Origin of the sequence: Cellulosimicrobium sp. JZ28 (assembly GCF_015327065.1) — a bacterium.
GTDB classification, from domain to species: Bacteria; Actinomycetota; Actinomycetes; order Actinomycetales; family Cellulomonadaceae; genus Cellulosimicrobium; species Cellulosimicrobium funkei.
The window spans coordinates 1,415,959-1,431,341 of record NZ_CP017660.1; the positions used below are offsets into that span (position 1 = coordinate 1,415,959).

General features: G+C 75.7%; 11 protein-coding genes. All 11 read left to right on the forward strand.

From position 1 onward, the window contains the following. Nucleotides 1-60 precede the first annotated feature (60 nt). The 11 genes from BJP59_RS06505 (at nucleotide 61) to BJP59_RS06555 (ending at nucleotide 15,255) form a co-directional block, all read left to right on the forward strand. Nucleotides 61-2,004, forward strand: a complete 1,944-nt coding sequence (locus BJP59_RS06505) for a peptidoglycan D,D-transpeptidase FtsI family protein (protein WP_194522514.1) — start codon at nucleotides 61-63, stop codon at nucleotides 2,002-2,004. Between the two features lie 115 nt (nucleotides 2,005-2,119). Beyond that, a complete protein-coding gene (locus tag BJP59_RS06510; protein WP_194522515.1) occupies nucleotides 2,120-3,775 on the forward strand; it encodes a UDP-N-acetylmuramoyl-L-alanyl-D-glutamate--2,6-diaminopimelate ligase in 1,656 nt (551 codons plus the stop codon). Next, a complete protein-coding gene (locus tag BJP59_RS06515; RefSeq protein ID WP_034650729.1) occupies nucleotides 3,772-5,220 on the forward strand; it encodes a UDP-N-acetylmuramoyl-tripeptide--D-alanyl-D-alanine ligase in 1,449 nt (482 codons plus the stop codon). Before BJP59_RS06510 ends, BJP59_RS06515 begins: the two co-directional genes overlap by 4 nt. Then, nucleotides 5,217-6,299 (forward strand): phospho-N-acetylmuramoyl-pentapeptide-transferase, encoded by a 1,083-nt coding sequence (gene mraY, locus BJP59_RS06520; protein WP_021483305.1) that lies wholly within the window; start codon nucleotides 5,217-5,219, stop codon nucleotides 6,297-6,299. The genes BJP59_RS06515 and mraY overlap by 4 nt, the downstream gene beginning before the upstream one ends. Beyond that, on the forward strand, nucleotides 6,299-7,747 hold the full coding sequence (gene murD, locus BJP59_RS06525) for a UDP-N-acetylmuramoyl-L-alanine--D-glutamate ligase (RefSeq protein ID WP_194522516.1): 1,449 nt from the start codon (nucleotides 6,299-6,301) through the stop codon (nucleotides 7,745-7,747). The genes mraY and murD overlap by 1 nt, the downstream gene beginning before the upstream one ends. Before the next feature lie 12 nt (nucleotides 7,748-7,759). Beyond that, entirely contained in the window at nucleotides 7,760-9,106 is a 1,347-nt protein-coding gene (gene ftsW / locus BJP59_RS06530) for a putative lipid II flippase FtsW (protein WP_194522517.1), read from the forward strand. A 127-nt stretch (nucleotides 9,107-9,233) separates the two neighbouring features. Continuing rightward, on the forward strand, nucleotides 9,234-10,382 hold the full coding sequence (gene murG, locus BJP59_RS06535) for an undecaprenyldiphospho-muramoylpentapeptide beta-N-acetylglucosaminyltransferase (RefSeq protein ID WP_194522518.1): 1,149 nt from the start codon (nucleotides 9,234-9,236) through the stop codon (nucleotides 10,380-10,382). Next, nucleotides 10,379-11,857 carry a UDP-N-acetylmuramate--L-alanine ligase gene (gene murC / locus BJP59_RS06540; RefSeq protein WP_228485307.1) on the forward strand — a complete coding sequence of 493 codons (1,479 nt, stop codon included), beginning with the start codon at nucleotides 10,379-10,381 and terminating at the stop codon, nucleotides 11,855-11,857. Before murG ends, murC begins: the two co-directional genes overlap by 4 nt. Before the next feature lie 176 nt (nucleotides 11,858-12,033). Beyond that, a complete protein-coding gene (locus tag BJP59_RS06545) occupies nucleotides 12,034-12,927 on the forward strand; it encodes a cell division protein FtsQ/DivIB (RefSeq protein ID WP_194522519.1) in 894 nt (297 codons plus the stop codon). A gap of 149 nt (nucleotides 12,928-13,076) precedes the next feature. Further along, a complete protein-coding gene (gene ftsZ, locus BJP59_RS06550) occupies nucleotides 13,077-14,414 on the forward strand; it encodes a cell division protein FtsZ (protein WP_076406550.1) in 1,338 nt (445 codons plus the stop codon). A 34-nt stretch (nucleotides 14,415-14,448) separates the two neighbouring features. Beyond that, nucleotides 14,449-15,255: a polyphenol oxidase family protein gene (locus tag BJP59_RS06555; protein ID WP_228485308.1), complete on the forward strand. Its 807-nt coding sequence runs from the start codon at nucleotides 14,449-14,451 to the stop codon at nucleotides 15,253-15,255. The last annotated feature ends 128 nt before the right edge of the window (nucleotides 15,256-15,383 follow it).

Here is a 15,383-nt window from a genome sequence, read left to right on the forward strand (position 1 = left end):
TCCTCGGGAGGCCGTCCTGCGTCCACCGGTCGGGCCGCGGGTGCTCGCTCCGGAGGTCCCGTGCCCGCGCGCACCGCCTCGACGGGCACCGCCTCGGCGCGCGCCGCGTCCGGTCGCGCCTCGACGGCGCGCACCACGTCCGGTCGCGTGCCGACCACGCGCAGCACGTCGGGGCGTGCCCCGGTGTCGCGGGCGCCGCGCGGGGCCGGCCGCCCGCCGGCCCGTCCGGCCCGAGGGACCCGCGAGCCCGGCCGGCCCGAGCGTCGGCAGCGCTGGCTCATCGTCGTCGCGGGCGTGATCACCGCGGTGTTCATCGCGCAGCTCGTCAACGTCCAGGTGCTCCGCGGGCCCGCGCTCGCGGCCGAGGCCCAGAACGACCGCACGCGCAGCTCGACGACGATCGCGCACCGCGGCGACATCACGGACGCCGACGGCGTGGTGCTCGCGACCTCCGTGGACCGGTACACCGTCGCGGCCGACCTCCAGGCGATCGCGCGCTTCGAGCCCCGTGCCGGCGACCTGGTCAACGGCGAGCCGCTCGAGGAGGGCGGGGCGGTGGGCGTCGCGAAGCTGCTCGCCCCGATCCTCGACCGGTCCGCGGTCGAACTGGCGGCCGACCTCGTCGGCACGTCGCGGTACCTCGTCCTGGAGAAGGACGTCACGCCCGAGGTGCAGCGCCAGATCGCCGACCTGCGGCTGTCCGCGTTCGTCAGCACGACGATGACGAGCGAGCGCACGTACCCGGCGGGCACGGTCGCCGGCAACCTCGTGGGCTTCGTCAACGACGAGCAGACGGGCGGCGGCGGCATCGAGGCGTCGTACGACGACGTCCTGGCCGGGACGCCGGGCTCGCGCCGGTGCGAGGCAGGGCTCGGCGGACAGCTCATCCCGACGGGTCGGTGCGACGTCGTCGAGGCGGTGCCCGGCCTGAACGTGCGCCTCACGACCGTGCGCGACGTGCAGTGGAAGGCGCAGGACGCGATCGACCGGGCGGTGAGCGAGACGGGGGCGGAGTACGCGATCGCCGTCGTGCAGGACGTCCGCACGGGCGAGGTGCTCGCGCTCGCGGACTCGGGCACGGTGAACCCGAACGACCGCTCGACGGACGCCGTCGCCCGCCCGAGCCGCGCCGTCGCGAACGTGTTCGACCCCGGGTCGACGGGCAAGGTCATCACGATGGCGGCGGCCATCGAGGGCGGCCACGCGGACGCCGGGTCGCGGTTCGAGGTGCCCGACCGCTACACGACCCCGAACGGTCAGACGTTCAAGGACTCGCACGACCACCCCGTCGAGCGCCTGACGCTCGCGGGCATCCTCGCGGAGTCGTCGAACACGGGCACGGTCCAGGTCGGCGAGAAGATCCCCAAGCAGGTCCGCTACGACTACCTGCGCAAGTTCGGCTTCGGTCAGAAGTCCGGCCTCGGGCTGCCCGGCGAGTCGGCGGGCATCCTGCACCCGGCGGACTCGTGGGACGGCCGCACGGAGTACGCCGTGCTCTTCGGCCAGAGCGTGTCGGTCAACGCGATCCAGGCGACGAGCGTCTTCTCGACGATCGCGAACGGCGGGGTCCGCGCGACGCCGAGCATCGTCGCCGGGACGACGGACGAGCGCGGCGAGCTCGTGCCCGCGGAGCGTCCGGCGCCGGAGCGCGTCGTGTCCCAGGAGACGGCCGACACGGTGCTGCACATGATGGAGTCCGTCGTGGAGGAGGGCACCGGCTCGAGCGCCTCGGTGCCCGGCTACCGCGTCGCGGGCAAGACCGGCACCGCGGAGGCGGCGGGCGACGACGGGCGGCTGTCCGGGATCATGGCGTCGTTCATCGGCGTCGCGCCCGCGGACGACCCCCGGTTCACCGTGTCGGTCTTCCTCAAGAACCCGCACTCGTCGATCTTCGGCGGCGTCGTCGCGGCCCCGGTGTTCAGCGAGATCATGGGCTTCACCCTCGAGCACGAGGGCGTCCAGCCGAGCACCGAGCCCTACGTGGCGCTCCCGACGACGTGGTGAACCTCACCGCCCCTCTCCCGGTCCCCGGTGAAGGTCCCGTGAAGCGCGCTCCCGCCCGGGTGCAGCGCCCCGCGGACTTGCGGGGCGGCCCGTCCCGGCACGGTAGGTTCTACACGTGACATCCCCGATCGACCGTCTTCGCCCTGCCACGACCACCCGTCGGTCGGTGGCGGACCTGGCAGCACGGTTCGGGCTCGACGTCCGTGCGGGTGGCGCGGCCGCCGCACCGGGCTCCGCCGAGGTGTGGTCGGTGGCGTCGGACGACCGCGCCGCCGACGCGGGCGACCTCTTCGTGGCGCTGCCCGGCGCCCGCGCGCACGGGGCGCGGTTCGCGCCCGCCGCCGTGGGCCGCGGCGCCCGGGCCGTCCTCACGGACGCCGAGGGCGCCGACCTGCTCGCGGACGCCGGCCTCGACGTGCCGGTGCTCGTCGCCCCCGACCCCCGCGCGCTCCTCGGCCCCGTCGCGGCCTGGGTGTACGGCGCCCCCGCGCAGGACCTCACGACGTTCGGCGTGACGGGCACGAACGGCAAGACGACGACGACGTACCTCGTCGACCACGCGCTGCGCGCGCTCGGCTGGACGGGCGGCCTCATCGGCACCGTGGAGATGCGCTCCGGCGACCGGGTGCTGCCGAGCCGCCTCACGACCCCGGAGGCGGCCGACCTCCAGGCTCTGCTCGCGGCGATGCGCGAGGACGGCGTGCGCACGCTCGCGATGGAGGTCTCGTCGCACGCGCTCGCGCTCCACCGCGTCGACGGGCTCGTCTACGACGTCGTGGGCTTCACGAACCTCAGCCAGGACCACCTCGACTTCCACGGCGACCTCCAGGAGTACTTCGAGGCCAAGGCGCTGCTGTTCACGCCCGAGCACGCACGCCGCGGCGTCGTCGTGGTCGACGACGCGTGGGGCGAGCGCATGGTCTCGGCCGCGCGCGTCCCGGTCGCGACGCTGCGCGTGAGCCCGACCGCGGCGGGCGACGAGCAGCCCGCGGCGGACTGGACCGTGCACGACGTCGAGCCGTCGGAGGCTGGTGGCTCGGCGTTCACGCTGCGGCACCGCGACGGCCGCAGCGTGCGCACGACGACGTCGTTGCCCGGGCACTTCAACGTCGCCAACGCCGCCCTCGCCCTGGCCCTCGTGCTCGAGGCGGGCACGGACGCGCGCGACCTCGAGACGGCCCTCGCGGCGGCCGGCGGGCTCGACCCGGCGGTCCCGGGCCGCATGGAGGTCGTCTCGGAGCCACCCCACCGGCCGCGCGTCGTCGTCGACTTCGCCCACAACCCGGACGCTCTCGCCCTCGCGCTCGACGCGCTGCGGCCCACCACGACGGGTCGGCTCGTGGTCGTGTTCGGCGCGACCGGCGACCGGGACCGCGGCAAGCGGCCCACGATGGGCGGCGTCGCGGTCGAGGGCGCCGACGTCGTGGTCGTGACCGACGACGACCCGCACGGCGAGGACCCGGCCGCGATCCGCGCGGAGGTGCTGCCCGGCGCCCACGCGGCGCGCGAGGCCGCGGCCGCCGCACCCGAGCCGCGCGACGTCGTCGTGCTCGAGGTCGCGCCCCGCGCCCGGGCGATCCGCGAGGCGATCCTCGCCGCGGGCCCGGACGACACGGTGCTCGTCGCGGGCCGCGGCCACGAGGTGTGGCAGGAGATCGCCGGCGTCGACCACCCCCTGGACGACCGCGTCGAGGCGCGCGCCGCGCTCGAGGAGCGCCCCGCGACGACGCCGCCCCACGACACCCCCGACCTGAAGGAGCACCACGCATGATCGAGCTCACTGCGGCGCAGGTGGCCGCAGCGACCGGCGGACGCCTGTCCGCCGACCCGGAGGTCCGGGTCGGGGGGCCCGTCGTCGTCGACTCGCGCCGGGTCGCGCCGGGGTCGCTCTTCGTGGCGCTGCCGGGCGAGCACGTCGACGGTCACGACTACGCCGCCGGCGCCGTCGAGGCGGGCGCGACGCTCGTCCTCGCCGCGCGCGAGCTCGACGTGCCGTGCGTCGTCGTGGACGACGTCCAGGCCGCGCTCGGCGAGCTGGCCCGCCACGTGCTCGCGACGCTGCGCGAGCGCGGCGACCTGCGCGTGGTCGGCGTCACGGGCTCCGTGGGCAAGACCACGACGAAGGACCTGCTCGGCCAGCTCCTGCGTCCCGAGGGCCCCACCGTGGTGCCGCGCGGGTCGTTCAACAACGAGATCGGCCTGCCGCTCACGGTGCTGGAGGCCGACGAGTCCACGCGCTTCCTCGTGCTCGAGATGGGCGCGAGCGGCGTGGGTCATCTCACCTACCTCACGCGCATCGCGCCCCCGGACGTCTCGGTCGTGCTCGTGGTGGGCAGCGCCCACCTGGGCGAGTTCGGCGGGATCGAGGCCGTGGCGCGCGCCAAGTCCGAGATCGTCACGGGCCTCGCGCCCGGCGGCGTCGCCGTGCTCAACGCCGACGACCTGCGGGTCGCGGCGATGGCCGACGTCGCGCCGGGGGAGGTCGTCACGTTCGGGACGATCCCCGCGGCGGACGTGCGCGCGGAGGACCTGGGCATCGACCGCACGGGCCGGGCGTCCTTCACGCTGCGCGTGCGCCCCGGCGCGTCGGGCGACGCGACGCGCGGCGAGGGCACGAGCGCGCGCGTGACCCTCGGCCTCGTCGGCGAGCACCACGTGACGAACGCGCTTGCGGCCGCGACGGCCGCGCTGCGCCTCGGCGTCGCGCTGCCCGACGTCGTGGCCCGGCTGTCGGACGCGCGTGCCCTGAGCCCGCACCGGATGCAGGTCACCGAGCGTCCCGACGGCATCACGGTGATCGACGACTCCTACAACGCCAACCCGGACTCGATGCGCGCCGCGCTCAAGGCGCTCGCCGTCATGGCGGGGCGCGACCGGCGGTCCGTCGCCGTGCTCGGCGAGATGCTGGAGCTCGGCGAGGACTCGCGCGTCGCGCACGACGACATCGGCCGGCTCGTGGTCCGATTGAACGTCAAGCTGCTCGTCGTGGTCGGCGAGGGTGCCGGCGGGATCCACGACGGTGCGACCCAGGAGGGGTCGTGGGGCGACGAGACGCGCTTCGTCCCCGACGTCGAGGCGGCGTCCGCGCTGCTGCGCGACGAGCTGCAGGAGGGGGACGTCGTGCTCGTGAAGGCCTCGAACGGGTCCGGGCTGTGGCGGCTCGGCGACGAGCTGGCGGCCGCGGGCGCCGGTGCGGCAGGAGGTGAACGCGCGTGATCGCGATCATCGTCGCGGCGGGCGTCTCCCTGCTCGTCGCGCTCTTCGGGACGCCGCTGTTCATCCGGTTCCTCGTGCACCGCAACTACGGGCAGTTCGTCCGCCAGGACGGCCCGACGGCGCACTTCACCAAGCGCGGGACGCCCACGATGGGCGGGGTCGTCATCATCGGCGCCACGCTGCTCGGCTGGGCGATGTCGTACGTCGTCTCGGGGCGGTTCCCGAGCGTGTCCGCCCTGCTCGTCCTGTTCCTCATGACGGGGCTCGGGATCGTCGGCTTCCTCGACGACTTCACGAAGATCCGCAAGCAGCGCAGCCTCGGGCTCACGGCCCGCGCGAAGATCATCGGCCAGGGCGCGGTCGGGATCGCGTTCGCGGTGCTCGCGCTGCAGTTCCCCAACGAGCACGGCCGCACGCCGGCGTCGACGCGCATCTCCTTCCTGCGCGACACGAACCTCGACCTCGCGTTCGCGGGCGTCACGGTCGGGCTGATCCTGTTCGTGCTCTGGGCCAACTTCCTCATCACCGCGTGGTCGAACGCGGTCAACCTCACCGACGGTCTCGACGGGCTCGCGACGGGCGTCTCGCTCATCGTGTTCGGCTCGTACGTGCTCGTGGGCATCTGGCAGCTCAACCAGACCTGCCAGCGCCTCGCGTCGGCCGGGCCGAGCTGCTACGAGACGCGCGACCCGCAGGACCTCGCGATCGTGGCCGCCGCGATCGTGGGCGCGTGCTTCGGGTTCCTGTGGTGGAACGCGAGCCCCGCGAAGATCTTCATGGGCGACACGGGCTCGCTCGCGCTCGGCGGTGCGCTCGCCGGCCTGTCGATCCTCACGCGCACCGAGTTCCTCGCGCTCATCATCGGCGGCCTCTTCGTCATCATCGTGCTCTCCGACGTCATCCAGATCGGGTTCTTCAAGATGACCGGGCGGCGCGTGTTCAAGATGGCGCCGCTGCACCACCACTTCGAGCTGTCCGGGTGGGGCGAGGTCACGATCGTCATCCGCTTCTGGCTCATCGCCGGGCTGTTCGCGGCGCTGGGCATCGGGATCTTCTACGCCGAGTGGGTGGTCGGCTAGTGGCACGCGACCCCCACGACCTCGCCGTCCCGCTCGAGCGTGCGCGCGTCGTCGTCGCCGGTCTCGGGGTGTCCGGGCGTGCCGCCGCGGCGGCGCTCCGCCCGCGCGCGGCGTCGGTCGTCACGCTCGACGACGGCGCTGCCGACGCCGACCTGCACGACGCGGCGGACGTGGACCTCGCGGCGACGGACCTCGTCGTCGTCTCGCCGGGCTGGCGCCCGAGCCACCCGCTGCTCGTGGCCGCCGCGGAGCGCGGCGTGCCGGTGTGGAGCGAGGTCGAGCTCGCGTGGCGCCTGCGCGTCGCCGGCCCGTCGGGGCGGCCCGCGCCCTGGCTCGCCGTCACCGGGACGAACGGCAAGACGACGACCGTCGAGATGCTCGAGACGATCCTGCGGACCGCGGGCCTGCGGACGGCGGCGGTCGGCAACGTCGGGACGCCCGTCGTCGAGGCCGCGCTCGACCCGACGCTCGAGGTGCTCGCGGTCGAGCTGTCGAGCTTCCAGCTCCACTTCACGCACACCACGTCCCCCGAGGCGGGCGCCGTCCTCAACGTCGCCCCCGACCACCTCGACTGGCACGGCGGGATCGACGCCTACGCGGCCGACAAGGGCCGCGTCTTCGAGGACGCCCGGGTCGCGTGCGTCTACAACGTCGCGGACCCTCGCACCGAGGCGCTCGTGCGCGAGGCGGACGTCGTCGAGGGGGCCCGGGCCGTCGGCTTCACGCTCGGCGCCCCGGCGCGCGGCCAGCTCGGCGTCATCGAGGACGTGCTCGTCGACCGCGCGTTCCACGCGCCCGCGGACGCGCCGGACCGGCACACGCACGCCGCCGAGCTCGCGACGCTCGGCGACCTGGCGCACCTCGCGGGCGCCGACGGCGTCGTGCCCGCCCACGTCGTGGCGAACGCGCTCGCCGCGGCCGCCCTCGCACGGGCGCACGGCGTCCCGGCCGTCGCCGTCCGCGACGGGCTGCGCGCGTTCCGCACGGGGTCGCACCGCATCGAGCAGGTCGCCTCGGTCGACGGCGTCGCCTACGTCGACGACTCCAAGGCGACCAACGCGCACGCCGCGTCCGCGTCCCTCGCCGCGTTCGCGCCCGGGACCGTCGTGTGGGTCGCGGGCGGCCTCGCGAAGGGGGCGTCGTTCGACGAGCTCGTCGCCGCGCGCGCCGACCGGCTGCGTGCCGTCGTGCTCATCGGCGTCGACGCGGAGCCGTTCTCCGGTGCGCTCGCCCGACACGCGCCCGATATCCCCGTCGTGCGCGTGGATCCTGGCGACACTGGGACCGTGATGCCCCGCGCCGTCGACTCCGCCCGCCGCCTCGCGCAGGCCGGCGACACGGTGCTGCTCGCGCCCGCCGGCGCGTCGATGGACCAGTTCCGCTCGTACGCCGCCCGCGGCGACGCGTTCGCCGAGGCGGCGCGCGCCCTGCGCCCCGACCACGGGTAGGCCGGGAAGCCCATGACCCAGACCGCGAACGGGCGAGGCGCGCCCTCGACGCGCACCGTCCCCCGGGCCGGCACGAGCCGGACGGTGCCGCGGGGCCGGGCGACGACCCGCGAGCCGCGACGCCCGCGGCCCGAGCCCGCCGAGCGCCCGTGGCTCGGCCAGTGGAACAGCACGGTGACGAGCTACTACCTGCTCGTCGGCGCGACGGCGCTGCTCGCGATCATCGGTCTCGTCATGGTGTTCTCCAGCTCGGCGGTCACGCAGATCGCCGCGGGCAAGTCGCCGTTCGGGGCGTTCCTCGACCAGGCGAAGTTCGCCCTCATGGGCCTGCCCGTCCTGCTCGTCGCCACGCGCGTGCCGGTCGACTGGTACAAGCGGCTCGCGTGGCCCGCGCTCTTCGTGGCTCTCGGGCTGCAGATGCTCGTGTTCACGCCGCTCGCGAAGAACGTCAACGGCAACACGGGCTGGATCGACCTCGGGCTCTTCACGTTCCAGCCGGCCGAGGTCGCGAAGCTCGCGCTCGCGCTGTGGCTCGGTGTCGTGCTCGGGCGCAAGCAGCGGATGCTCGGGCAGTGGCGGCACGTGCTGATCCCCGCGGTCCCCGTCGCGGTCGCGGTCGTTGGCCTCGTGCTCGCGGGTCACGACCTCGGCACGGCGCTCGTCGTCATGGCGATCATCGCGGGGGCGTTCTTCGTCTCGGGGGCCGACGGGCGCCTGCTCGCACTCGGGGCGGGCGGTGCCGCGTTCGTCGTCGGGTACGTCTTCATCCTCAACCAGTCGGGCGGCGACCGGCTCTCGCGCATCATGGCGACGTACCGCGAGTGCACCGACACCCTCGGCGAGTGCTACCAGTCGATGCACGGCCTCTACGCGCTCGGCACGGGCGGGCTCACGGGCGTCGGACTCGGGGCGAGCCGCGAGAAGTGGTCGTACCTGCCGGAGGCGCACAACGACTTCATCTTCGCCGTGATCGGCGAGGAGCTCGGGCTGCTCGGCACGCTCCTGGTGCTGGGGCTGTTCGTCATCGTCGGAGTCGCCACGAGCCGGATCGTGCGCCGCCACCCCGACCCCTTCGTGAAGATCACGACGGCCGGGATCGCGTGCTGGATCGTCGGCCAGGCGTTCATCAACATCGGGGTCGTCATCGGGCTCCTGCCCGTGATCGGCGTCCCGCTGCCGCTCGTCTCGGCGGGCGGCTCCGCGCTCATCATGACGATGGCCGCGCTCGGCGTGCTCATCTCGTTCGCGCGCTCGGAACCGGGCGCGGCCGAGGCGCTCGCCGCGCGGGGGAGCGTCGTGCGGCGCTCGCTCGCCGTCGTCGGCCGGGCGGCACGCCCCCGGCGCCGGACCGGGCGATGACCTCCCCGGCCGTCGCGGCCGCTCCGGGCGCGACGCCGGACCCGTGGGGCGCCCCGCGCCCCGCACGACAGACCTCCGCACGACGGACAGGACGCGGCACCTGCCGCAGGGAAGGACGACGAGGTACGTGACGACGATCGGTTCGGTGGTGCTCGCAGGCGGCGGGACGGCGGGGCACGTGAACCCGCTCCTCGCGGTGGCGGACGAGCTCCGGGCGCGTGAGCCCGGCGTGGTGGTGACCGCGCTCGGGGTCGCGGGCGGCCTCGAGGACGACCTGGTCCCCGCCCGGGGCTACCCGCTGCGGCACGTGCCGCGCGTCCCGCTCCCGCGCCGCCCCAGCGCGGAGTGGGTCAACCTCCCGGGACGCCTCAAGTCCGCCGTGGACGCGGCGGGCGCCGTCATCGACGAGACCGGCGCGCGCGTCGTCGTCGGCTTCGGGGGCTACGTCGCCACGCCCGCGTACCTCGCCGCGCGCCGTCGCGACGTCCCGGTCGTGATCCACGAGCAGAACGCGCGCCCCGGCCTGGCGAACCGCCTCGGTGCCCGGTGGGCCGCGCGCGTCGGCGTGACGTTCGAGGGCACGCCGCTCAAGGGCGGCGTCGTCACCGGGCTGCCGCTGCGCCGCGAGATCCAGGACCTCGTGGCCGCGCGGGCGGCGGACGCCGCCGAGGTGCGCGCGGACGCCGCAGCGCGCCTCGGCCTCGACCCCCGCGCGCGCACGCTCGTCGTCACCGGCGGCTCGCTGGGGGCGCAGAGCCTCAACGAGGCGGTCTCCGGTGCCGCCGGCGCGCTCCTGGGGGCGGGCACGCAGATCCTCCACCTGACCGGCAAGGGCAAGGACGGTGCGGTGCGCGAGGCGGCGGCCGGCGCCGTCGCGGGCCACCCCGGCGCGCGCTACGACGTGCGCGAGTACCTCGCCGAGATGCAGCTCGCGCTCGCGGTCGCGGACCTCGTCGTGTGCCGCGCGGGCGCGGGCACGGTGAGCGAGCTCGCGGCGCTGGGCATCCCGGCCGTCTACGTGCCGCTGCCCATCGGCAACGGGGAGCAGCGGCTCAACGCCGGCCCCGTCGTCGCCGCGGGTGGCGGCCTGCTCGTCGACGACGCGCAGCTCGACGCGGCGTGGGTCGCGCGCGAGGTCCCGGCGCTGCTCGGTGACCGGGGCCGGCTCGACGCGATGGCGGCGGCCGCCGCGGGCGCGGGCGTGCGCGACGGCGCCGCGCGGGTCGCGGACCTCGTCGCGGAGGCCGTCGCCGGTGCGTCGGGGGCACGGGCGTGACGGCGGCGTCGGGCGAGGGCCCGCTCGCGCTCGAGGCGCTCGGCACGGTCCACCTCGTCGGTGTCGGCGGCGCGGGGATGTCCGTCGTCGCCCGTCTCCTCGCCGCGCACGGCGTCCCCGTCCAGGGCTCGGACGCGCGCGAGGGCGACGCGCTCGCCGCCCTGCGCTCCGACGGCGTCCGGGTGTGGGTGGGCCACGACGCCGCGCACGTCGCCGGCGCGGACACCGTCGTGGTGTCGAGCGCGGTGCGCGAGACGAACCCCGAGCTCGCGGCGGCGCGCGCGGCCGGGCTGCGCGTGCTGCACCGCTCGCAGGCGCTGGCCTCGCTCATGGCGCGCGGCCGGTCGGTCGCCGTGGCGGGCGCGCACGGCAAGACCACGACGTCCGCGATGATCGCGACCGTCCTGCGCGGCGCGGGCCTCGACCCGTCGTTCGCGATCGGCGGCACGGTGCTCACCGAGGACGGCCCCGTCGCGGGCGGCCACCTCGGGTCGGACGTCCTCGTCGCCGAGGCCGACGAGTCGGACGGGTCGTTCCTCAACTACGCCCCCGACGTCGCCGTCGTCACCAACGTGGAGCCGGACCACCTCGACCACTACGGGTCCCGTGCCGCGTTCGAGCAGGCGTTCGTCGACTTCGCCGCGCGGATCGTCCCGGGCGGGACGCTCGTCGCGTGCGCCGACGACGCGGGGGCGCGCGCGCTCGCGTCGTCGCACGCCCGGGCCGGGGGAGCGGTGGTCACGTACGGCACGTCCGCGGACGCCGACGTGCGCGTCGCGGACGTGGCCCCCACCGGCGAGGCGGGCCGACCCGGGGTGCGGGCGGCGCTCACGGGCACGGTCGGTGCGGCGCGCCTCGACGGGCTCGAGCTGCTGCTGCGCGTGCCGGGGCACCACAACGCGCTCAACGCGACCGCGGCCGTCGTGACGGCGGTCGTGCTCGGCGTCGACCCGGCGGCGGCGGTCGCGGCCGCGCACGGCTTCCTCGGCACCGGCCGCCGTTTCGAGGCTCGCGGCGAGGCGGGCGGCGTGCGCGTCGTCGACGACTACGCGCACCACCCGACCGAGGTGGCCGCGCTGCTCGCCGCCGCCCGGCCCGTCGCGGCCGGCGGCCGGGTGCTCGTGCTGTTCCAGCCGCACCTGTACTCGCGCACCGCGACCTTCGCGCGCGAGTTCGCGGACGCGCTCGCCGGCGCGGACGAGGTCGTGGTCACGGGCGTCTACGCGGCGCGCGAGGAGCCGGACCCGGCCGTGAGCGCGCGCACGATCACCGACCTGGTCGACGCTCCCGGCGTGGTCGTCGCCGCGGTCGAGGACCGCGTCGAGGCGGCCCACCGCGTCGCGGACGCTGCCCGCCCGGGCGACCTCGTGCTCACCGTCGGGGCGGGGGACGTCACGGAGCTGGGCGCCGTCGTCCTCGAGCGCCTCGGCGCGCGTCGCGACGGTGCCCCGGCGCCCGGAGGAGGCGAGGCCTGATGCGTCCGCCGCCCCAGCCTCGTCCCGCCGCGCCGCGGCCGGGCCGGTCGGGCGCGGGCGAACGGGCCGGACGGCCCGCGGCCCCGGGCCCCGCGAAGCCGGCCCCGAGCTCCGCGAAGCCGGCGCCGCCCGCGGGCGCCCGGCGTACGCCGGTCGAGGACACGCCGACGCGACCGGTGCGCCGCGTCGCGGCGCCGGGCTCTGAGCTCGTGCGCTCGTCGGGCGACCGACCCGGCACCGGTCGTCCTCCGGCCGCGCGCGGTGGCGGCAGCCGGGCCACGGGCACGACGGCGTCGGTCCCGCGCGGCGCGTCGGCCGCCCCGATCGGGGTCGTCTCGCACGGCATGGCCGAGCGGCTCGCGGAGCGCGACGCGATGCGCCGCCACCGGGTCCGCACGCGCGTCCTCGGCTGGGTCGCGGCGCTCCTCGTCGTCGCCGGTCTCGCGTGGGTGGCGTTCTTCTCGCCCGTGCTCGGCCTCGACCTCGACAAGGTCACGGTCTCCGGCGAGGGCACGGTGATCGACCCGCAGCAGGTCCGCGACGTGGTCGCCGCCGCGGACGGCGTGCCGCTGCCGCGGCTCGACACGGTCGCGCTGCGCGAGCAGGTGCTCGATCTCAACGGCGTGCGCGACGTCGAGATCCGGCGTGCATGGCCCTCGGGGCTCGCCGTGCTCCTCGAGTCGCGCGAGCCCGTCGTGGCGGTGCCCGTGGACGACGGCTTCGCGCTGCTCGACGCCGACGGCGTCCACGTGCGCACGGACCCGGTCGTGCCCGAGGGGCTGCCGGAGATCGACGCGCCGCTCGACGACCAGGGGGCGCGGGCGCTCGACGCCGCGCTCGTGCTGCTCAACGCGCTCCCGGCGGACCTCCACGCGCAGGTCGCGGAGGTCTCGGCGCCGACGCGCGACGCGGTCCGCATGACGCTGCGGGACGGCGTCGTCGTCGAGTGGGGGAGCTCCGAGGAGGCGGCGCTGAAGGTGCGCGTCCTGCAGACGCTCCGGGCCGTCCCGGAGAACGCGGGGGTCACCGTGTACGACGTCTCGGCCCCCCGGCTCCCGGTGACGCGGTGAATGCGCGCGTGGCGATCCCCGACACGCGCGAGACGGTCGTTGATGATGGGCACGTCGACACCTACGGTCGACCCATGAACGACCTGACATAACTATAACCCTCTACTTGAGGGTGAAGGTTCAGGGCTGACCGATCGAGAGGCATTGACGTGGCAACTCCGCAGAACTACCTAGCAGTGATCAAGGTGGTCGGCATCGGCGGTGGGGGCGTGAACGCCGTCAACCGGATGATCGAGGTCGGCCTCAAGGGTGTCGAGTTCATCGCCATCAACACGGACGCCCAGGCGCTCCTCATGTCCGACGCGGACGTCAAGCTCGACGTCGGCCGCGAGCTCACGCGCGGTCTCGGCGCCGGCGCCGACCCGGAGGTCGGCAAGAAGGCGGCCGAGGACCACGCCGAGGAGATCGAGGACGTGCTGCGCGGCGCGGACATGGTCTTCGTCACGGCAGGCGAGGGCGGCGGCACCGGCACGGGCGGCGCACCGGTCGTCGCCCGCATCGCGCGCTCGCTCGGCGCGCTGACCGTCGGCGTGGTGACGCGGCCCTTCACGTTCGAGGGCCGCCGCCGCTCGGTCCAGGCGGACCAGGGCATCGAGAACCTGCGCAACGAGGTCGACACCCTCATCGTCATCCCGAACGACCGCCTCCTGTCGATGTCGGACCGCAACGTCAGCGCGCTGCAGGCGTTCCACCAGGCCGACCAGGTGCTGCTGTCCGGTGTCCAGGGCATCACCGACCTCATCACGACCCCCGGTCTCATCAACCTCGACTTCGCGGACGTCAAGTCCGTCATGCAGGGCGCGGGCAGCGCCCTCATGGGCATCGGCAACGCGCGGGGCGACGACCGCGCGGTCCAGGCCGCCGAGATGGCGATCTCGTCGCCGCTCCTCGAGGCGAGCATCGACGGCGCCCACGGCGTGCTGCTCTCCATCCAGGGTGGTTCCGACCTCGGCCTGTTCGAGATCAACGAGGCGGCGCGCCTGGTCCACGAGGCAGCGCACACCGAGGCGAACATCATCTTCGGCGCCGTGATCGACGACGCGCTGGGCGACGAGGTCCGTGTCACCGTCATCGCGGCCGGCTTCGACGGCGGCGCCCCGCAGGTGCGGGGCGACGCGCGGGCGCTCGGCCAGGTGGCCGGCGCGCAGCGTCCCGCTACGAGCGCGATCCCGGTCGTGCCCGCCGCGCGGGCCGTGCCGCCGGCGCCGACGACGGGCGCGCACACGCTGCCGCGGCCGGTCGTGCCGATCCAGCCGGAGGCCGACGACGTCCCCGTCACGCTCGACGGCGGTCACGGCCCGGTGCCGGTGCAGCCGGTCGCCCCCGCGCCGTTCACCGTGGTCGGTTCCGGCGACGCCGGGAACCACAACGCGGAGGCCGTGCCGGGCGGTCAGAACGAGGGCGTCGACGTGCCCCCGCGGATCTTCGACGAGGAGCCCCCGCGCCGCAAGGTCGAGGAGCTCGACGTGCCCGACTTCCTCAAGTGACGGTGCGCGACCGCGTGGCGCGGTGCGGGGCCGTGTGAGCGCCGGGACCGTGCAGGACGGGAGGGGTGGTGCCGACGGCGCCGCCCCTCCCGTCGTGCTCGAGGTGGACCTCGGGCCGGGGGCGCGCGCCGGCTTCACGACGCGTGACGGCGGGCTCTCGCCGGCGCCGTGGGACACGCTCAACCTCGGCCTGAACGTGACCGACGACGCCGACCGGGTGCGCGCCAACCGTGCACGCGCGGCCGCGTGGCTCGGCGTCCCGGCGTCCTTCGCGACGCAGGTGCACGGCACCCGCGTCGCGACGGTGGAGCCGGTCGCGCGCGGTGCGGACCCCGTCGACACGGTGGGGGAGGCGGACGCCCTCGTCGCCCCGTCCCGCGGCACGGGCCTGGGCGTCCTCGTGGCCGACTGCGTGCCCGTCCTCCTCGCGGACGCCGAGGCGGGCGTCGTCGGCGTCGCGCACGCCGGGCGCCGCGGCCTCGCGCACGGGGTGGTCGACGCGGCGCTGGCCGCCCTCGTCGCCGCCGGCGCGCGGGTCGACCGGGTGCGGGCCGCCGTCGGGCCGAGCGCGTGCGGGCGGTGCTACGAGGTGCCCGCGTGGATGCGCGACGACGTCGCGCTCGCGCGTCCGGCCACGTGGTCGACGACGTCCTGGGGGACGCCGGCGCTCGACCTGCCCGCCGGGGTCGTCGCCGACCTCGTCGCGGCGGGCGTGGCGGACGTCGTGCGCGTCCCGGCGTGCACGATCGAGGACGAGCGGTTCTTCTCGCACCGTCGGGCGGCGCGCCGCGGCACGACGACCGGTCGGTTCGCCGGGCTCGTGGCGCTCACCGGCACCTGAGCGGGCTCGGTCCGACCTCCGCACGAGGTTGCGCACGCCGGGCGTGTCGTCCGGGGCTCGCCGCGCACCCTCGGTTAGCGTGAACGCACCGGTCCCACGGCCGGTGGACCGAGGATCGATCGAGGACG

Coding starts and splice junctions, on each gene's coding strand:
- BJP59_RS06515 (WP_034650729.1), top strand. CDS start 3,772: ATGATCGAGCTCACTGCGGCGCAGGTGGCCGCAGCGACCGGCGGACGC.
- ftsW (WP_194522517.1), top strand. CDS start 7,760: ATGACCCAGACCGCGAACGGGCGAGGCGCGCCCTCGACGCGCACCGTC.